Origin of the sequence: Amycolatopsis thailandensis, from assembly GCF_002234405.1 — a bacterium.
GTDB classification, from domain to species: Bacteria; Actinomycetota; Actinomycetes; order Mycobacteriales; family Pseudonocardiaceae; genus Amycolatopsis; species Amycolatopsis thailandensis.
The window spans coordinates 1-19,885 of the sequence record NZ_NMQT01000008.1 but is presented as its reverse complement, the minus strand read 5'-3'; the positions used below and the strand labels follow the sequence as shown (position 1 = coordinate 19,885).

Here is a 19,885-nt window from a genome sequence, read left to right as displayed (position 1 = left end):
GTCCTGGAGCACGCCGTCGGTTACAACAGCGCCCAATGACACCGGACCGCATCAAACAGAACACAACTGCGCCAGCCGACCAGCGGGTTCTCGATAACCGCAGGTCAGCGCCTTGATCGCTGGCAGTGAGGGGGTCAGGGGTTCGAGTCCCCTTAGCTCCACCGTACGAAAACCCTCCCGAATCAGTGGAACTTCCGCAGGCCAGGGAGGGTTTTTTCGTTTGCCAGTGGATCTTCGGTGATCATCTGAAGATCCACAGCGGATCGACTCGGAACCCCTGCTGGAGGATTTCTGGAGGATCGATCTTGCTGCTCCGCCTACTTGATGATCAACAACAGGCGCCAGGGCGAGGGCACATGGGGCTCGCGGTGAAGCGAGGCAGGGGAACGTCTCAGCTACTCCGATTTTCACCGCTGCTTTCCCACCACTCCGGCGCGGTGGGGGTCGGCCAGCGTTCGCGCAGATCCGGCCTGCTGCGGCACATCCGGTCGGCCAGCAGCAATGCGTGCTTTCCGCCAGCGGCGCGCGAGACAGCGGAGCAAGCGTCGCTCGACTTCAGGGGCGACATGGCTATAGGTCTCGACGATGCGGTTGTCGAGACGGTGCCCGAGCCGTCGGGCTTGGGCGATCTCGGGGATACCGTCGGCGATCATCCACGTCTTGTGGCTGTGCCGGAGTCCGTGGAACGTCAGCCCCGGCCGGACCGGCTCGATCGACACGGCGGCGTCGGGACGGCGAAGGTTTCCGTCCACCGCGGGGCGGAAGACCCGCCGATCGAAGTCACCGCGGCGCAACCAGCAGCGACGCGGACTCGCGAACACGAACTCGCCATCGTGACCGTCGAGGTGATCCCGCAACAGATCGATCAGGAACGGTGGCAGCGTGATGGTGCGCGCCGACGCGGGAGTCTTTGGCGGCCCGAGCCAGAGCCTGTGGTTGCCTTCATGCAAGCAGCCGGTGTCCGGATCGATGACGATGCACCCGTCGTCGAGGTGCGTGTTGACGCGACGCAGCCCCGTCAGTTCGCCCCAGCGTGCCCCGGTCCAGCCCGCGGTCACCACCAACAGCCCGTAACAGCGACCGCCGAGCAACTCCGCGTTGGCGGAGATCCGGACAACTTGCTCGGGCGTGGCCCAGACCCGTTCCGCGGGAACAGGCGACCGCTCCCGGCGCCGACCACGCCGCGCCCTCCTGCGCACAGGATTGACGGCGATGAGGCGCTCGTCGACAGCGTCGTCAAGCATCATCGAGAACACCGTGACAACGCCGGCCACCGTCGACCGGGCGTAACGGCGCCGCAACTCCTTGACCCACAACGTCACCGCCAGGGCGGTGATATCGCCGACCGCGGTACTCCCCCACCGAGGTTCGATCTGGTTACGGATCCGGCTGCGATAGTTCTCCTCGGTGCGGACCTCCACGTCGAGAGTTTCGGTCCACAAGGCCACCCAGGCGGACACGCTGGTCTTCGCCGCCTGCGGGTCCAACCAGATACCACGCCGTTGATCGGCCTCAATCTGATTGGCATAGTCATCGGCCAACTTCTTGGTACCGAAACCAGAACGCGACCCGATCCTGCCGTCAGCCGTGGGATACCGGACACGCCATGAACGCGGGCCGATCTTCTCTGTCCAAGCCATACTGACCTCCCGGGCGCCAGCGTCGAAAGTGGACAGACCCGGTATGCGCCACCATTTGACAGTTCGCAACTCGGAAACTTCTAGTGCAAACGCGACGAAGGCAAGCAACGCAACTCCGCTCTTATCTGCTTCGTTCGACGCTGAGACGTCCGCTAAAGCAGGTTCAGGGGTTCGAGCCCTGATGGCGTGCGGCAGGCCGGTACTCTATTCGCCCGGCCGGATAGTTCCGCTCGGACCAAACAGCGCTCCCCGTCCACGTCGACAAGCTGCAGGTTCCCTCGGATTACAAGACGCCTCCCCTGCCATGTCAGCAGGTGTCGGGCTGCGCCGGATTTTGACAGTTTATGCAGGTCAACGCGGATCTTAGTGCAAACGGCGTGTCGCGGGGTATCGGACCGTGTCCGGCTCTACTTCGGCACTGGAGCCCAATTGGAGACGGCGTGGCCCAAGAAATCGGAGGGGACGAGGGCACATCCCCCTGTGCCAGGGGGGACGCACGGGGCGGGTGTCACAGGCGGGGCTCTAGTCCTTCCGGAAGGTCAGTTTGATCAAAGTGGCGCCGGCTGTGCCGACGATGACGGCGGCGGCGGCCACCGTCCGGTTCGGGATGAGTACGGCGATCAGCCCGAGCACGATGGCCACCACGACCAGCATGTTCCGGAACCGAAGTCGCGTAGGGCTACCACCCGGCACCGGCGAGATCAAATCCAAGCTCCTCGACACCAGCGCGCCGATAGCAGACAAATGACAGGACGCACGAGTCCGAGCGCTTTCAAAGCTCAGCAGATCGTCTCGTGAATGGCCCCGTGGACGTTGTCTCGTCATCCGCGGCCAGCACAATCTGACGGTGCCCGGCATCGGCCCGCCCTGGACAGCAGCGTGGGTCTGCGTCCCGCCGGATTCTCGGACCGGCTGGACAGGTGCGCTCTCACGGGCCGTCCCCGACCGCTCAACCGCACGCCCACCGCCACCAGCCCGAAACGCCGGCCTCCGGATCAACATCACGAGTCGACCGCACGGCTCCCGGGCTCAGCGTCGTTCGGGTTGTTTCATCGCTTGGCTTGCGAAGTGACCGCGCCGTCCAGCCAGGTCGCTTCGACTTGGGTTCTGGCGACCTCTCGCATCAGGTCGAGTTCCCTGGCGCGAACGCCGGAGCCGACGTCACCGGCCCGGATGGAACGGCGGAGGACCGCCAGCTCGGTTACCGCCTCCTGGTACTGCGCTACCGCGCGCGCCGTGCGTATGCCGGAACGTTTGCGTACCGCGGTGCGCCAATGTCGCCGGGCCCGCAGGCTGCTGAGCAGGACGAGCTCGGCCGGAACGACGACCTTGTCCGCGACCAGATCCGGTAGTTCGGCCGCGAGAGCGCGCAGGTCGCGGGCATGCTGGTGGTATACGACCAGCGCAGTGAGGGCGAAGACCGGCACCATGATGAGGAAATACACGTTGATGAAAGCGGCAGGAGGCAGGGTCTCCGTGCGAATCCACACGCTGTGCAGCCAGACCGCCCCAAGAGTCCCCAGGAGCGGGGCGCCAAGTTGAACCAGCAAGCGACGCGTCCGGATCGCCAGAGCCACGCCGACAACGATCAGGCACGTGCACAGCAGATTCATGAAAGGGGTCAGGACGCCGCGCAGCGTGAACGCGGCGACCTCGCCGGGAGCGGCGGTCGGCACGCCGGCGTGGAAGGCGGCGAACGAAAAGACGTTTTCGATGAACGCGAAGCCTGCGGCCACGAAACCGCCGTACACGATCCAGTCGAGCATCCGGTCCAGGTCACCGTTCATCCGGATCACGATGAGGATGACGAAGATCCCCTTGAGCAACTCCGCCAGCATCGGTTCACCCAGCAGACGTTCAAGCGTTGCGCCGGTGCCTTGCCGCGCACGCATGGCTTCCATCACCAGCAAGACGATGAAGCCCGCCCACGCTCCCCGCCCGAAGGAACGCCAGAACTGCCCTTCGGTCTTGGGACGCCAGCGGTCGATCCAGCGCAGGACGCCCACCGGAAAACTCACGGACAACACGGCCACCAAGGCCGCGACGGGATTCACCTTCAGTGCGACAAGCAGCAAAGTCGACAGAACGGTCAACACGATCGGCGGGCGCAGTATCCCGACCCATACGCTGGGCATGGGGTCACGATTCAACCGCCGGCTGATCTTCCGGTGCAGCTGGGCGGCCGCGGCCCGAAGATCCGGTGAAACAGGTCTGTCCGATGTCGGCACGGCGGTCTCGTGGCTTCGTGGCGGAGTAGGGTCTCTACCGAGTTTGGTATCGATCGACGCCTGAAGACGGGCAGCGGCGCTGACCTCGGCCTGGGAGAAACGTTGCGTCATCAGTCCGCGTCACCCGCCTCCAGATCTTCGGGCGGAGGGGGTTGCCGGAGGATCGGCTTGAGGAACACTTCGATCATCCTCAGTTCATCCGGTCCAGCGAGATCGGACTCCGCCAGGACATCGAGGATCCCTATCCCGGCCAAGCGCTTCTCCACATCACTCGACCAGTACAGCTCTTGGGCCATCTGGAGACGAGCCCGCCACTCGCTGCGGCCCTCCGACTGCTCCTTCTGCCGAACGGTCACCCTTACCCCGAGGAAGGCCGCGCCGGCGGTCAGTAACCCGGCCACCAGGGCCAGTACCGGCGTCAGCCACGTCATCCAGGCCACCTCGTCTTACACCCACGGTGTGCTCCAGCGTTCGGAACGCTACCGTGACACCTCCTAAGCCCTTTAGGAGCCGTTCCCTGCTCCATGAGTTTGCCAGGAAATCGTGCTACGAGAAGCTACGGGCACACTCATGGAGCAAAAGGACATGCCTAGTCCGGGTCGCCAGTTCCGGCGAGTTCCAGCAGGTCTTCCAATGTCAGTGATGACACTTTTTCCGTGAGGACTAGTCGCAGCTTCTCAGTTTCCTCCGGGCTGAGCACGCCACCCTGTGTGACGAGGCGCGTGATGCTGACCTTGCCCGTGACGATCTTGTGCTCCTTGTCGTTTCCAGGCTCCGGCCCTCAGCTCACGTCGAGGTAGTCCGCGAACAGGTCGGCGATCACCTTGGTGTGCGGTGCCAGTTCCGGCAGGACACGGCCGATCGCCGCCGCGACCTGCCGGTGCAGTTCCGCACGGTCGGCCACCGAACGGTCCACGTAGGGTTCGAGCCGCCGGACCAGTTCGTAGTTGCTGCCGATGTCGGCCGTGTGCATGGCCTTCTCCAAGGGCGGGGCGTCCCCGGTGAGCAGCGGCGGGAGTTTGCGGCTGACGAAGGTGACCCGGTGCAGCACCCGCCAGCACGGTGGCTTGTGCTCGGACTGCTGCGCCTGTTTGAGCGCGAGCGCGTTGGGGTCGGCCGAATCCAGCCAGGTCCCGTCGACGACCTTGCCGTAGAAGTCGTCGAAGTTCGCCTTGTCGCTGTCGAGATAGAACGTCATGAACCGGTAGGCGTCCACCCGACCGGGGATCTCGACCGCGTTGCCGTCGCCGTCGAAGACCGGGTTGTAGTCCTTGTCGTACTTCTGCATGTCGCCGGGAGTGTCGACGGTGACGTCCAGGCTGAACGATCGTGTGGACTCGGTGCTGGTGGCGTGGGTGCGGTTGATGCTCCCGCCGAAGGAGGCATCCAGCTGGAAGTTGACTCCGACCGCCCCACCGACCACGGCTTCGGCCGATACCCCGGTCGTCCCCATGCCCTTGAAGCTGTAGGCGCCGGTCGTGGTCTCGGTGACCACGTCCGTGAAGCCGGTGGACTCGGCGAAGAACCCTCCGTCGGCCGACCACACGTAGGTGTTGACGATGTCCCGGCGGGCGTATCCCGAGGCCTCTTTGCTCGCGTTTCCCTTGCCCTGCCCGGAGAGTGGGCCGGTGAAGCGGCTCAGCAGGTCCTCGGCCCGGCTCTGCGCACGGTCCTGGACGGAGTCGGCCGTGGACAGTCCGGCGTAGTAGGCCTGCCTGCGCTGCTGATCCTCGGTGATCCGGCGCTTGAGCCGGTACGCCTCCGCGGGCTTGAAATAGCTGAACTCGCCGTGGTCCCCGAGCCCCTGGTAGGAATCGTCCATCCGTTTCTCCCAGGCCTCGGTCCCCTGCTTCACGAAACCGGCCATGCCGTCCAAGGTGCCCTGCTTGGTGTAGCGCGGATTGATCTTGAAGGGCAGCAGGTTCCAGTCCCGCGGGATGTCCGGATTGGGCAGCATCCGGTAGGCGACCACGGCTCCGGTGTGCGCGAGCCGCAGGGCGAACACGTCGGCCGTTTCCGACTGCACCAGCGCGTAGCCGGTGTTGGCCGGCACGAACCGCCGTCCGCCGTTCTCGATCATCGCTCGTTTGCCCGCCTCCGTGGCCGGTTCGGCCTCCCAGCCGCCGCTGAGCCCGATCGAGGTGGACCGCCCGGTCTCTACTCCCTGGGAGACCTCGACCTGGTTTCCCCAGCCGGTGGACCATTCGAGTTCGACACCGGTGCCGATGTTGGCCTCCCACTCCACGAGCGGCATCGACACACCGATACCCAGCGGCGCGTTGACGAACCGGTGGGTGCCCTTGAATTGAGCGCCCAGCTTCATCGCCAGCGAGGCTTCCATGGTTCCTTCGTCCCCGGACGAGAGGATCTGCTCGACGCCGTCCGCCTGGGTGAACTCCACCATGGTCGCGTTGATGTAGCTCTGCGAGCCGGGGCGGCGGGTCGCGACGAGGTTCTCCCCGGGGATCGGCGGAGCGCCTTCGATGTAGCCGATCACCTGCGGGTCGAACTGCACCTGGCTCACCCACTCCGAGACCAGGTCACCGAGTTTGTGCCCGGTGATCAGGTTCCAGACGCCGTCCCGCACGTAGGCGTAGGCCCGCTTGAGCACTCCTCGGGTGGCGCGGTCCGGGAGGCGTTGCAGATCGGCGTACTCGGCGACCGCCGGTGTCGCCCCGATGCGCTGGACGAACCGGGGCTGCCCGGTGGCGAACACCGGTCGCACCTGCGGGGTTTCCGACGAGATCGGCGCGGTGGACATCAGTGCGACCGGCCGGTCGCGCTCACCGGCCAGCGCGAGCGCGAGACCCCGCGGGCCGTGGTCGGCCAGTTCGGTCGCGGTGGCCTCGGTCGACTCGTCGTCGAACGGGTAGTACGCCAGCAGATCCGAGATCTCGCCGGTGAGCCTGCCGAAGAGGTTGTCCAGGATCTGTTCGCCGGTGCGGGCGGTGCGCCAGATCCGCACTTCCTCCAGGATCCCCTGGTAGTGGTCGGCCACACCCGACGAGGCGGTCCGGCCTCCGAGGGAGAACTGTGGCGGACCGTAGTCCAGGCCGCCATCCACCGGGGTGGCCTGGACGGCCTGGCCGTCGAGATAGAGCCGGAACCGGCTTCCGCGCGGATCGGGGTTCTTCGTCCACTTGGCCCCGTGGAGCCTGACCGCGTGACTCCCGGATTCGTCCGTGGCCGCGTTGCCCTCGTTCTCCTCGAACCGCCAGTGGGCCACCAGCCCCTCCGGCCGGACGGCGGCTTCGAACGAGTCCGCGGTCGCGGCGTCCTGGCCCACCGAGGGCACCGGCAGATCGGCGCCCAGGTCCTTGCGGTCCCGTGCGACGTTCCACACCCGGATCTCGCTGATCTCACCGGTGAACGCCTCGGTGACGGCACCACGCCGCACCCGGCCGATCTCCAGCGGACCCGGATGCGACAGCTCCGGGGCGTCATCGTGCCGTACCGCCCCGGCCGTCGCCCCGTCGATGTGGAAGGAGATCTCCGACCAGTGTTTGACCGTCAGCGCTTCGATGGTGTCGACCACCATTTTGGTCGCCGTACCCGCCGCGTTGAGCACCGAGATGTCGCGGGTCCCCTTCTTCTCCTCCCTGGAGTCCCCGAGCCTGCGCACGACGGCGATCCGGTGGAAGGTCCCGGCCGTGATCGCCCGCTCCGAAACCAGCCGGACGGTTTCGCCGTCACGGCCCTGGAAGGAGAAGACAAGCTTGCCGTCGCCCGCGACCCCGAGCTGATAGGGAACACGACGGCCACGCCCGTCGTCGATGTGCCCCTTGGACAGCAAACCCTGTGCGCCGCCGAGGGAGTCGGCCCGGAGAAAGACCTCGAGCGTGAGTTCGCGGCCGATGTCGAGATCGGCGGCGTGGCGGGCTTCGGCGTACACGCCGTTGGCGAACCGCAGCGCCCACGACTGTTCGAACGCGGCGGCCACATGGGTCCAGCGGTCCGCCGCGACCGTGGTCGTCGTCGTGACGAATCGGTCGCCCACTCCGGCGACGAGCGCCCGAGCTCCCGGTTCGGTGGCCGTGGCGGCGCCGAAGCCCAGGGTGAAGCTGGAATCAGCGCTCGTGTCGCCGGTATTGACGTGCACGATCCGGCGCGACTCTTCGGTGGTCGTGCCCGCGGCCGGCTTCACCCATGCCTCGACGGTGAGGTTGTCGATCAGCCTCGCCGCCGCCAGGTGCCGGGCCGTGTCCAGCGCGGGAGGCGTGGTCTCCGGGCCGAAGCTCAACGCGCGCCCGGGCAGGTCACTCCACCATTGCGGGAGCCTGGCCTCACCACCGGCCGTCGCCGTACCGTCGGACACGGAACCGCCGGCCTCGCCGGCGGTCGAGATCACGGTCGCGGTCACATACCGCGAACCGTAACGAGCCTCGGCACCGGGACGGACGTGGCCCACCAGGCCCGGATCGTAGGAAACGAGCCGGACGGGCAGGCCCGCGGCGAGCGCGGAAATGTTCTCATGCACGCGTACGCTGGTCGCGGTTCGCTGTACCGCTTCGGCGACCGTGCAGGCCAAGTCGCCGACAGTCAGCAGATCCCCCGCGGAGAGCGGGCGGTCGGCGCCCGGAGCGGAGAGCGTGAGCACACCGTCTCCGGCCCCGGTGGTCGTGCCGACCGGGAGCGGCTCGCTCCGCTGTCCGTTGAGCGCGGCGGCGAAATCTTGGGCGTTCCGGGACAACAGTTGCCAGGTCTCGGTGTCGCCGCCTTCGATGTCGACGGTCAGGGAGCACCGGCCCTCGACAGCGTTTCGTGCCGGGCCGACGGTCACCGTCACGGTGGCCAGATCCACGCTCGCGTCCCGGGCGCTGAGCAGGATCGTGGTACCGCAGGTGGCCGCGACCTTCTTCGTGGAACGGTCGACGTTGGTGTCGTAGAAGACGCCGGTGAACCGATCCGAGGTGTCGCGGTAGTACAGCCCGAGCTGCCCGGTGCCGCCGACCGACAGCAAAGGCGAACCCTCGACAGCGGCGAAGTCCAGCAAAGCCCCCGACCAGCCGAGGCCGAGCCGGTCCTGCCCGAGATGCACCATCGGAAGCGCACGGGTGCTGCGCCCGGTGACGTAGTCGGTGATCACGCCGAGCCGTCGCTGCGCGTTCTCGATCTCCGTGTTCACGGCAGTGATCTCGGCGTCCCATGCGTCGAGAGCCGCTTTGGCGTCGGATGCCGTGTTGAGCCGGACAAAAGCGGCTTTCACGGCCGCGACGGCACGGGTCTCGGCGTCACCGGAGGGTGCGGCCGGGACGAGGAACACCTTGAGCTGCCGGTAGGTCTTGTTGTTGTAGGCGTAGGTACCGGTGCCGTGGATGACCGGGCGCCCGTCTTCCCAGACCAGGGTCTGGCTGCTGAACCAGCCCGAGGGCGTGGAGCATTTGCAGGTCAAGGACTTGCCGGCGGTAGCGTTCTTCTCCGTTTCCGCGTCGAAGCTGAGGACCCGGCCATCCCCCAGGAAGAAATCCTTGCGATTCTCTTTGCCCGTCAGGTACTTGCCGGCTTTGACGCTTTTGATCTTCCGCTGGGAGGAGTCCCACTCCCACTGCGCCCGTTCGCTCGTCCCGGCGCCGGCACCCGCGGGCGCTATCAGGTCTTCGGAGTTCTCTCCGACCGTCAAATGCCGGAAACCCGCCTGGTCGTTATGGAGATACATCAGTGCGACAGGCGGTTTCGCGTTGCCCAGCACCAGGCTGGTGGCCTCGGCCAGCGCCCGCGTCAACGCCGTCGTCACCCGGCCCCGGTTCTTGACGTCGGCCTGCAACTCCATCTTGCCCTGCTCGGCCGTCCGAAGCCGCTGCCGCAGGGTATCGAGTTTGCCGCGAAGGACGTTCTCCTCTCCCGGGTCGACCTCCTCGACGGCGCTGCCCAGCACCGGCAGGTCCAGGACGTCAGGGAGTTGCGCGATCCGGCCGTCCCTGGCGACCGCCAGGTCGAGCGCGGCGATCCGGCTGTCGTCGGCGCCGTTTCCGCTCGTGGCCCAGGTGACCAGCACCCGTGCTTGCCGTTTGAGGGGGCGCACGGCACCGTCGCCGACGGTGCCTTCCTCCTGCTGATGGTAGAAAACGGCCGAAAGTCCACCGGTCAAGTTGCGGCCCGTGACAGCGAATGAGTCACGGCGGATCCCGGCGTGGTCGGCGAGGGGAGCGTCGGAAACGACCCACTCGGTCGTGCCCCTGATGGTGGCGTGGGCTGCCCGGGGCCCCTGGTCATAGCAGGTCGCTCCGATTCCCTCGTCGAAGCGATAGTAAGCCGCCAATTCCGGTTCGTCGCCGACCAGCCGCCGTTCCCTCGTCTCGACGATCCGGTCGGTGCGCCGGGCGCGGGACCAGACCCGGACCTCGTCGAGCACTCCGGCGAACTTCGGTTTGCCGGGCTCCTGGCCGAGCCACAGCTTTTCGGGTGCCTCCGCCACCCGCAGCGTCTGCGCGTCCTGCACCGCGCCGTCGACGACGAGAGTGACCCGGGTGCCGTCGAACACCGCCGCGATATGGACATAGCAACCGGCCGTGACCAAGCCTTCCGCGGTCGTCCTGGTACTGCCGACATGGTTTGCTTTGAGCCGGCCGTCCGCGGTGACCGACAGGCTCATTCCTCGTTTCCCGGTGGACAGCACGACGCCTTCGGCACCGTCCCAGTTGATCCAGGCCTCGAGGGTGTACGGGCCCTCGCCCAGCCCGCTGGGCGCCTCCGCGTCCGCCCAGCCCCCGCCGGACAACCGCAGCGCGGACTCTGCGAACCGCGTGTCCGGCTCGACCGGTACCAACGGCTTCTTACTGAACGGGCACGTCCCTGGCTCCCGCTCCAGCACCGAATTCCGGTACTCGGCTTCCGGGCTGGTGTAGAGCAGCGTGCCCTGGGTGTCGAACAACCCGTCCGCACCCTGCTCGACATTGATCGCGTCGATCCGGCTGGAGTCGTTGCCCGCCACGAAGAATTGCCAACGCGATGTACCGGCCATCGCGGTGGGCAAGAGCAAGACGGTGAATCGCCCGTCGGCGACCCGGCCGGCGAACCCCAGTTCCAGTGTGGGCTCGTGGAACGGCTTGTCGTCCATGTCGGCGATGCCGAGGCTGTCCTTGGCCGACGCAGGCCGGTCCCGATGCCGGCTGCGCCGGTACCGGACCTCCTGAACCGGCAGCAGCCGGTCACCCGCGAGAACGAAACGATCGCACAGCAGCGCACCGGCCGCGACCGCGGCGCCGTCCGCGCCCCGCTCCCCCGTCAGACTCCCTTGATCGGTACGAAAGACGGCATTGGCGTCAGCGGCGTCGACGGCCTGCCGGAACACGAACACGTGCTTGCCATCGGAGACCACCTGAAAGGGCACCGCGGCGGTGAGCCGGCCGGTGCCCGACAGGAAGCCGTCGATCTCGTCGTCCGGCACGACATCGCCAGGGTCGACCTCGACCCGGCCACCCAGCCGGACCCGGGGCAGCCGCTCGGCGCCAAGCGTGGCGTACCCGGCCCGGGTTATCTCGCGAGGAAAGACGAGCTGACAGGGATCGTCAGCCCAATGCCGCGCATCGATCTCGCCACCCGCGCCGCGGGATCCGGCCGCGGAATCCAGATCCAGCACGCTGTAACGAATACGGCGTCGATCGTCGATCGCGAACGCGATCACCGTACCTTGATGCCGCACCATGGCTGTGTGCAGATACGTGTGGTCGCTGTAGGTCTTCAGCCTGTCTTCGGTCGACCCTTGCTCGAGCACGCGAGAAATCTCCTTCACCGAAGGGCCTTCGGCGTGCCCTCACACTCCCGACTTTCTCATCGAAAAGCGCGATCGGATAGAGCCCTTGAACGAGAGAAAAAGACACCACTCGATCGGCCGAGTCCATGATCGACTCCCTCCACTCGATCGAGTGTTGACCATTCCGACGGACAGCTGTATCAAAACCCGGAACACCTTCCACGCACGACCATTACTGGTCTATACCAAGGAAATCAGCGTGACGAGTCCTCGATAATCGCTCTGGCGGATTCTTGTCGCCCGGCGAGTTCTCGCCTGAAGGCCCGCAGTAGCGCTCCTTTGATATCCGCCGTTCGCGAGGTGTCTGCGTAGATGGAGTTGACGTGCAGGCCGTAATGGTCCCGGTGGAGCCAGAACATGAACCCATTGGATCCCGAGAACCAAAGATGAACGTTGCCTTCGGCGCTCGGCGCGCGCCGGAAGTCGTTGTAGGAGAAGAAATTCACTGGCCGGTAGCCGCCGTCACGGGCGTCGCCGCCCAGCAGCCGCCACGCGCGCAGGTAGTGAACGCCGAGGTGTTCGCGCGCTCTCTCATACGACTTGCGGGCTTCGGCGAGCGTATGCGTAAAAGTCTTGCGGACCGCGACCTCGACCGGTAGGGCGTTGATGAACCATCCGATCGCGTAGTCGCCGCCTCGGTCGTTCACCGGCATCAGCGCCCGATACACCTCGGGCCCGCCCAGTTTCGGCATCACCATGGCGAGAGCTGCTTGCAAGCCCAGGAACATGCCGCCACCGGCGGTCCGGCACCGAGCTTCGAACACTTCGGTCTCTTGAGAACTCAGCAGCCGATCGGTTTCGTTGGCCGGCGCGTACCAGCGGCCGGGGACCAGGCCGAGGTCCACCGGAAACCGGGGGGAAGAAGGTTTCGTCGCGGGCGGCGAAGTCTCGCCAGTGCGACAGGTCCTCGTGATCGGCTCGCAGGGCTTGATTGCGTGCGCGCTGTGCGCGGACGTAGTCGAGGAAGCTCGCCACCGGGGGTTGCTGCGCACACGTAAGATCGGCGATCGCGACGGGGACCGACCAGGTGTCGGACACGACGTGGTCGAACGAAAAGTACGCGGTAGCCGAGTCTTCCCGGATCACCGCCCCCATGACGATCACGGGACCGGTGATCGAGTCCACGCGCTGAAAGGCCTCGTGCAGGTACGGGGAGACGTCGTCGACTCAGCCCACGTCGACGCGTTCGAGCGCGAAATCGTGCAGGGTGAAGGAAAGTCCCGGACTGACACGCAGGACTTCGTGGCGGTGTACGAGTGACCGGAACGCGGCTTCCAGCGCATCGGGTCCAGTGGGCCCCGGTAGTTCGACCGTGCCCGCGATGTAGGAGGTGATCCCGGTGGCGGCGGCCGCGGCGATATGCGCGGCCTGGTTGTAACTGGCGACGTGACGAGACACCACGTCAGCGGACAGGATGAGGTGCCACTCGTGGACCTGTCCCGGCGCGATCTCGACGGCGTCAACGGGAAGCTGGCGCATGCCCGCACATCCCGGTGAAGACGGGCACGGCGTCGTAGGAGTGTTCGACCAGCAGGCCGTGCCGGCGCAGCTCGGATTCCGCGACGGCGAGCCGGATATCGGGAAGCCGGTCGAAAAGCGCGCGGAGCGCCACGGTGCCCTGCGGGCGGGCGAGCGGGGCTCCGGAGCAGTAGTGCTTGCCGTGCCCGAACGCCAGATGCGGGCCGCGACCCGGCATGATCGTGCCGGGATCGGGGAATCGGTCGGGATCCCGGTTGGCGGCGGCCACGGCGATCAGCACCACCGCGCCGTGCGGGACGACGGTGTCTGCGATCGGGGTGTCCTGGAGGGCGAAGCGCCAGGTGGCGGTAAGGAACGGGCTGGTCAGACGGATCCCTCGATGAGGACCGGGTCGACGGCACGTCGCCCAGGAACGCGCATGAGCTCGATCGCGCCCGCCGCCACGAACGTGGTGACCGGTGAGATGCCACCGGAGAACAGCCCCCAGGCCACCGAAGTGAGTTCCTGCGGTGACAGCTCACCGCGTCGGCAGGCGCGAATCAAGTGGCTGAGGGCGTCTTCGCCGAGGGCCCGCTTCTTTGCGCCGATGATCCTCGCCCATAGCCGGAACAGCTCGGCGCCCTCTGGATGCCGAGGGTAATCGGAGGTGATCACGTTCAGCGTCAGGCGACTGAGTTCGTACAGGTGCGCGGAGGGGATCCCGAGGATCTTCGCGGTGACCCGGGTGGCCAGCGGTCGCGCGTAGTCCGCGACCAGATCGGCCCTCGCCCCGCCCACGAGGCGGTCCAGCAGCTCGGCGCAGGTCCGTTCGATGAACGGCTCCCAGCATGCGGTGGCAGAGCGGGTGAACAACGGCGCCAGGATCGCCCGCAGCCGTTCGTGGTCCGCGCCATCGCTGTTGAGCAGATGCCTGCCCTCGACGGCGAAGATGTCGCCGGGGTAGCGGTGTCCCGCGAAGCCGTGCCGCGGGTCGCTCAGCCGGCGCAGGTCGTAGGCGAGCTGCGAGTCGGCCAGTGCCGCGCGCGCCTCCGTAGCACCGGTGACGAGCCAGGCGACGAGGCCGCCGGGCAGCACAACTTCCTGTACCGGCGCGTGCTCGCGCAGCGTGCGGAACGTTTCGTGGGGACACCAGACGGTGGCGTCGCCGTCGATGAGCGTGGGCATCATCGGGCGGTGAGGGCTACAGGAAGCGAGTCCAGTCCGCGGATGGCGGAGGTGATGTCTTTGTGCCGCGGCGTTCCGGCGAGTTCCAGGTTCCCGGGCTTGCTGGGCCGTCCGGCATGAGTTGCTCGAGGCGAACCCGATGGATCGCATCGGCACCATCAAGGTCCCGAAGACGCTGCCGCGCCCCGCCGCGGCGAAGGACGTGCAGACGGTGCTCGCCCGGATCTGCACCCGCAGGCCACGCAAGGACGTCCCGCTCGACCGGCTGCGTGACCGGGCACTGTTCGAGACCGCCTACGTGTGCGGCGCTCGCGCGGCCGAGGTCTGCGGGCTCTACGTCGATGACTTCGACCTGCGCCTGGACGACGAACACGTCCAGATCCACGGCAAGGGCGGCACCGTGCGCACGGTCCTGCTCGACGACCGCGGCTACGTCGCGCTGGTCAGGCTCTACCTCGCCCGCTCCGGCTACACCTCCGGGCCGATGTTCCGCGCCAGCATCAACGGCTCCGGCGGCCCGCTGTCCTACGACGCCGCCCACCACCGCTGGAACACCTACTGCACCGCGGCCGGGCTCGACATCGACATCCAGCAGCTACGTCATGCCCACGCCGCCGAACTCATCAACTCCGGTGTGTCCATCGAGGTCGTCCGTCGGCGACTCGGCCACGCCTCCACCGAAACCACCCAGATCTACGCCCTGCTCGCCGACAAGGTCGCCGACGACGAGATCCGCGCCGCCCGCCGCCGACGCGAGAAGAGCCGCTAGAAGCCAGCGCAGTCAGTGCTGCTCGGCCGTCAAAGCTACGCCGGCTGCGCAGGCTCCTCGCCGCGATCGATTTCGCAGTTGTCAAGCAACCGGGCAAGGTAGCTGTAGGCAGCGAGACGCTCGAGGCCCTCCTGCTCAGACAACTCGTGCCGCGTGTGCGTGGCGATATTGCGGACCGTGAGATTCAGGCCGGTCGCGAGGCTGTTCAGCGCCTTGGCGAGCGGTTCAAGACCACCACGCATGCTTCTGTTCGTCTTGTCGGCCGGATTTCCCGGCCACACGAGCTTCGGCTGTTCAGCGGACGCCGCTCCCGGCGCCAGGCTCTGCTGCCAGAAGACCGTGTCGTCGACGTCGTTTCGGCCGAGGGTGGTCTTCCAGTGCACCGTCAGCGCCTCCGCCGCCTCCCGCACCGCCACGCGGTACTGGTGAGTCGTCCAGTGCGCGGCCGCGGCGGTCCAGATCACCGGATGCAGCTGCGAAGGCGCGAACCCAGGAAGCGCTGACTCCGAGGCAGTTTCAGCCTCGGCGATCATGGTGGACAACCTGCCCTTGATCCCCGCTGTAGTTGAGCGAATATCGTGGGGGCTGAACATCGCCTTCGGCGCGGACATCGTGAACCAGTTCGCGATCGGATCGAGCGCTCCAGCACCGGCAACCATGACGTAGGTGCCGGTCACAGCCACAGCCCTCGCCGCGGCGCCAGCCGCTTCAGCAACCTTCAGCTCCAGACGCCGCACAACAGCGGGATCCTGCCCATCCTTCGCCCAGACGGTAGGCATCAACCCCCGCGAAGTCAGATGATCAGACTCAACCTGCGTTCGCATCCACTCGTCGAAAGCGTCAGCGAAGACCTCCACCGCATCGCGGAGCCGTCGCAGGTAGTCCACGCTGTAATTCGCCATCCCCCTCTGTACCAGCACCTTGCGCCAGTTCGAGTGCAGACGCGCCAGACCAAGCAGGCGCCGCGCGCGAAGAGGTTGGCACCACCTTCGACCATGAGGTGGGGGTAGCCGAACCAAACCACCCGATGTCAGCGCCGAGGCGACACTACTGACACGACGAGAACGATCACGAAGACAAACTCACTGTCATCCAATGTCGCCTACCCACTGACACCAGCTGTCGCATCACAGGTCAGCAAGACGTCGCCTCACACCGGCGTCCGCCCAGGCCGGCTTCCGGCCAGAGGCGTCTTGTTCCCGATAATACGGCATTATCTGGAACAAGTGCGCCGTAGCCTTGCGAGCGTCGCGCCCAAGTTAGCTTGCCAAGAACCTTGTTCTAGAAATAGTTCCTTGTTTTACCGTCTTGGATGACTACCATGGCTGTATGACTCAGGCGAAGCTTCCGCGGCTGATCCCGACGGGCACCTGCTGGTGTGGTTGCGGGAAGGAAACCGCTATCGGCGCCTTTTTCGCGCAGGGGCACGACAAGATCGCCGAGGCGGCTCTGATCGCCGCCGAGTTCAACGGCTCGGTGCCGCAGTTGCTGCATGCCCAGGGCTACGGGCCGGGTCGGTCGGTCATCCATCAGGCTGTGGAGGCGGGCGTCTGGGAGGCCTGTCCCGAGCGGGGCTGCTGGTACAAGGGCACAGCTCAAAGCGTGCGTACCCACCAGCGCAAGTACCACGCCCCGAGCCCTGTCGAGTCGATGCAGAACACTGCACCCACCACCAGGAACAGCTGATGAGCGGCACCGATTCGACGTCGTGGCCGGGGTTCTGACGTGATCCTGCACCAGGACGAGTCAGCAGGCGGGGGGTTCGTCCAGTCGATTCGGCTGGTCCCAGGCTCGGATACCGGCCGCTACCCCTTCGCACTGCCCGTCGTGCGATATCTGGCCCGCACCGGCGGCCTGGCGCTCGATCCCGGGGTCACGTTCCTTGCCGGCGACAACGGCACCGGCAAGTCCACCCTTGTCGAGGCGATCGCGGTCGCGGCCGGGTTCAACCCCGAAGGCGGGTCGCGATCCTTCCGGTTCGCTACCCGCGCTACCGAGTCCAGTCTCGGTGACCACCTGATCCTGCGCCGCGGTATCCGCAAGCCCCGCACCGGGTTCTTCCTGCGCGCCGAGTCCTACTACAACGTCGCCACCGAGATCGAACGCCTCGATCAAGACGCCGGGTCACCGTCACTGATGGCCGCCTACGGCGGGATCTCACCGCACGAGCGCTCCCACGGACAGTCTTTCCTGGACCTGGTCACGCACCGGTTCGGTCCAGACGGGCTCTACCTGCTCGACGAACCGGAAGCGGCGCTGTCCCCGCGTGGCTGCATGGCACTGCTCGCCCGCATCACCGAGCTGCGAGACAGTCGATGCCAGTTCCTCATCGCCACCCACTCACCCATCCTGCTCGCCGTCCCCGGCGCTCGGATTCTGCAGATCGACGGCGAAGGCGAGATCGAGCACGTCGCCTACGACAACGCCGAGCCAGTCACCCTCACCCGCGGATTCCTCACCCACCCGGAGCGCTTCCTGCACCACCTGTTCACCGACGACGGCTGACAGTGCGATCGCCGGCCGTCACGACCGCAGCGGTCATGCCTGTTCAGGACAAGAGGGCGTGGTAATCCCGGTGATACCCGCCCGGTTCCGGAAGAACGGACATCGCAGCCCGCTCGGGAAGCTGATCTCGCGACAGCGCGCTCACGGAGGGAACTCCGTAGTCGTCCAGCGAGCCCGACACCGACAGCTCAAGGCCGTCCAGCTCCATGCCGTAACTGACGAGGCAGCAGACCGGGCCTGCCCCCGGGTCGTCCATCGTCGCCGCGATTCCGCCACCGAAACGCCAGACGCGCAGAGCGACTGGTGCACCGTCGACGGAGACGGTCTGCACCGGCCAGTGGTCCAGGGACGCCGTCTCGGCCTTCACATGATCATCAAGCCGCCGCAGGAAACCGGCGGGCCGGTCGTCCCCGGCCGGAAGCCGGAGCATGGCGAGTTTGATCGCCGCTTCATACGCTGCCGAGACACGCCGGTCATCGATCGTTATTCGCTTTCCCGCAGGTTCCATCAGGGTGGCGACAAGGAGCATTCTCGCGTGCCCCTCGGTGGATACTGAATGCCCGAGCCAGACCTCGGTCGTGGTCTGGCGAACCGGGTCGATCTGAAAGAAATCGAGATTCTTGGTGCCCAGCCACTCCGGCACGGTGAAGACCGGGAAGCCGACACTGTATCCAGTTGTCGTCCCACCCCCGTTGCCGGGTCCGGCATTGCTCATGTCCCTCATCCCGCCCGTGAGACCTCTGACCTGACTGAATTCCATGGTGCCAGGCCAGAGGCCCTAACGGGGTGGGCGCGCGCACCTTTCACCCGCTGACACGAACGTGTCTACTCGCCCCTCACCTTGTATCGGACGACGAACCTGCGAGCGCAGGTGTCGACCCCTCGCGAGTTGAACACGTTGACCTGCCACACGCCCGCTTGCTGGTAATTCGCGTCAGAAACAACAGCGCTCCCTCCAAGAGGAGAGGCGTTGAACCCGGGATACCTGGCACCACCGGCCAGGGAGGTAAAGGTCATCGTGCCACTTTGAGGCCCGATATAGCGTTGCAGATCGACGTAGGTGATCTTAACGTCGAAATTCCCGTTACCATCAAGTTCGGAACCGAGATAGGAATCCGCGAAAGAACTTCCGCAATCGAGCGGCAACTTCTCGGGCGAGGCGCTGGCCACCCCTGCCATGGGCACTACCAGGGCAAATGTTGATATCACTGCGGCTAAAATCCTGCTTTTCCTCACAAAGCACCCTCCCTGACTTCAACTTGACATCGACCGTCCTCGCTCGCCGCCGGACTGCGCCGACGGGGCGGACGTTCCGGACTCACTCCGCACATGCGAGCAATCAAGGTCGACGGGCTAGGAAATTGCCATTATTTTACGAGAGCATGGAATCATTTATACCCCAGCTCTCATCCGTGGACGCGGAATCGATGCGTGCACCCACAGGAACACTGTCAACTTTGACAGTTAAAGGAAATCCTCCATTCAGGTGACCGAAGGTCACTCCCGTTTCTGCAAATTATTTCGAGAATGCCACGGAATTCGTAGAACGAGTTTTTTCATCAGTGAATTGGGCATGACCGAGGAACAAGAGAACCGCTGAGGCACTCCTGGCTGGCCAGCCTTCCTGGGCAACCGTCGATCAGGTCGATCCTCGGCGACGGTGCGATGTCACAAACGGTGCGTGCATCCCCGGAAACGGCAGGCGAACTGATAAACGATGACTCTCCCCCCCGTGTGCAGCCGAGGCGTGAGTTCGGCCTTCGGCGTTCCAACCCCTCCACGCGCCCCCGCACGCTCCGCTCCAGCTTGTCGATCATGCGCAAGCGTAGGTACCTCTGCCCGAGTGGTTCGTAAACTACTTTCGATATGACCGTTAACCAGGACAGGAAATCTCCACTTGATACTCGGCTGCTGCGGCAGTCTTCGTCTCGTGTCTAAGGTCTGCCCATGACCACGGCGAATAAGGACCAGCAGGTCAAACACGTTGTCGAGGGCGTGGCCCTCGGCGTGCTTGCGGCCGGGGTCGAGGCGTTGACCAGCACGAAGATGACCTTGGAGCTGAGCCTGGATCACCGCGGTCGCCGGAGCCCGGGGAAGATCTTGCGATCGGCATGTGAGGTTTCCGGTCGTGCCCGCGTTATGGGTTATGCGGGTTGGCGAGTCACGACAAGCCGGAAGCGCCTGGAACCGCTATGCCCCAGGCGATCACTCACCGTCACAAGCACAACGAACACGCGATAATCGGATACGCGCTCACCAGCCAAGTGCTGCCAAGTGGGAGGGTCGGGAGCCGGCGCGGTGGCGGTATCACCAGTCTCAACCCCCGGGGAACCTACAAAACCCGCTC

15 protein-coding genes are annotated in these 19,885 nt (G+C 65.9%); 3 read left to right on the top strand and 12 right to left on the bottom strand.

Annotated elements, in window-relative coordinates; genetic code table 11:
* Nucleotides 1–407: 407 nt before the first annotated feature.
* From CFP71_RS01705 to CFP71_RS44755, 9 genes are all read right to left on the bottom strand, one after another.
* Complete coding sequence (locus tag CFP71_RS01705) at nucleotides 408–1,748, bottom strand: tyrosine-type recombinase/integrase (RefSeq protein WP_244199521.1); 1,341 nt, start codon at nucleotides 1,746–1,748, stop codon at nucleotides 408–410.
* A 414-nt stretch (nucleotides 1,749–2,162) separates the two neighbouring features.
* A complete protein-coding gene (locus tag CFP71_RS45295) occupies nucleotides 2,163–2,294 on the bottom strand; it encodes a hypothetical protein (RefSeq protein ID WP_279629200.1) in 132 nt (43 codons plus the stop codon).
* 395 nt (nucleotides 2,295–2,689) lie between these two features.
* Nucleotides 2,690–3,979: a PrsW family intramembrane metalloprotease gene (locus CFP71_RS01700; RefSeq protein ID WP_093932043.1), complete on the bottom strand. Its 1,290-nt coding sequence runs from the start codon at nucleotides 3,977–3,979 to the stop codon at nucleotides 2,690–2,692.
* A complete protein-coding gene (locus CFP71_RS01695) occupies nucleotides 3,979–4,299 on the bottom strand; it encodes a hypothetical protein (protein WP_143267018.1) in 321 nt (106 codons plus the stop codon). Before CFP71_RS01695 ends, CFP71_RS01700 begins: the two co-directional genes overlap by 1 nt.
* A gap of 350 nt (nucleotides 4,300–4,649) precedes the next feature.
* Nucleotides 4,650–11,582 carry a LamG domain-containing protein gene (locus tag CFP71_RS01690; protein ID WP_093932041.1) on the bottom strand — a complete coding sequence of 2,311 codons (6,933 nt, stop codon included), beginning with the start codon at nucleotides 11,580–11,582 and terminating at the stop codon, nucleotides 4,650–4,652.
* 233 nt (nucleotides 11,583–11,815) lie between these two features.
* Nucleotides 11,816–12,466 (bottom strand): condensation domain-containing protein, encoded by a 651-nt coding sequence (locus CFP71_RS01685; RefSeq protein ID WP_093932040.1) that lies wholly within the window; start codon nucleotides 12,464–12,466, stop codon nucleotides 11,816–11,818.
* Between the two features lie 322 nt (nucleotides 12,467–12,788).
* Nucleotides 12,789–13,100, bottom strand: a complete 312-nt coding sequence (locus CFP71_RS01680) for a hypothetical protein (RefSeq protein ID WP_093932039.1) — start codon at nucleotides 13,098–13,100, stop codon at nucleotides 12,789–12,791.
* Complete coding sequence (locus CFP71_RS43315) at nucleotides 13,081–13,413, bottom strand: cytochrome P450 (protein WP_244199526.1); 333 nt, start codon at nucleotides 13,411–13,413, stop codon at nucleotides 13,081–13,083. The genes CFP71_RS01680 and CFP71_RS43315 overlap by 20 nt, the downstream gene beginning before the upstream one ends.
* Nucleotides 13,414–13,463: 50 nt before the next feature.
* A complete protein-coding gene (locus tag CFP71_RS44755) occupies nucleotides 13,464–14,264 on the bottom strand; it encodes a cytochrome P450 (RefSeq protein WP_244199520.1) in 801 nt (266 codons plus the stop codon).
* Nucleotides 14,265–14,403: 139 nt separating this feature from the next.
* Between CFP71_RS44755 and CFP71_RS01665 the strand changes: the two genes are divergently transcribed.
* A complete protein-coding gene (locus CFP71_RS01665) occupies nucleotides 14,404–15,033 on the top strand; it encodes a tyrosine-type recombinase/integrase (protein WP_208635852.1) in 630 nt (209 codons plus the stop codon).
* A gap of 35 nt (nucleotides 15,034–15,068) precedes the next feature.
* Here the strand turns inward: CFP71_RS01665 and CFP71_RS01660 are convergent, their stop codons facing one another.
* The gene (locus CFP71_RS01660; RefSeq protein ID WP_093932107.1) at nucleotides 15,069–15,935 is read right to left on the bottom strand and encodes a TIGR02391 family protein; all 867 of its coding nucleotides are present in this window, start codon (nucleotides 15,933–15,935) and stop codon (nucleotides 15,069–15,071) included.
* Nucleotides 15,936–16,362: 427 nt separating this feature from the next.
* On the opposite strand from CFP71_RS01660, the gene CFP71_RS01655 reads away from it, so the two are divergent.
* Complete coding sequence (locus CFP71_RS01655; protein WP_093932036.1) at nucleotides 16,363–16,719, top strand: hypothetical protein; 357 nt, start codon at nucleotides 16,363–16,365, stop codon at nucleotides 16,717–16,719.
* Between the two features lie 141 nt (nucleotides 16,720–16,860).
* Nucleotides 16,861–17,538 (top strand): AAA family ATPase, encoded by a 678-nt coding sequence (locus CFP71_RS01650; protein WP_244199519.1) that lies wholly within the window; start codon nucleotides 16,861–16,863, stop codon nucleotides 17,536–17,538.
* Between the two features lie 43 nt (nucleotides 17,539–17,581).
* On the opposite strand, the gene CFP71_RS01645 is transcribed toward CFP71_RS01650, so the two are convergent.
* Nucleotides 17,582–18,298, bottom strand: coding sequence for a hypothetical protein (locus CFP71_RS01645; protein WP_143267016.1), 717 nt, complete (start codon nucleotides 18,296–18,298; stop codon nucleotides 17,582–17,584).
* 65 nt (nucleotides 18,299–18,363) lie between these two features.
* A complete protein-coding gene (locus CFP71_RS43310; protein ID WP_143267015.1) occupies nucleotides 18,364–18,774 on the bottom strand; it encodes a hypothetical protein in 411 nt (136 codons plus the stop codon).
* Nucleotides 18,775–19,885 lie beyond the last annotated feature (1,111 nt).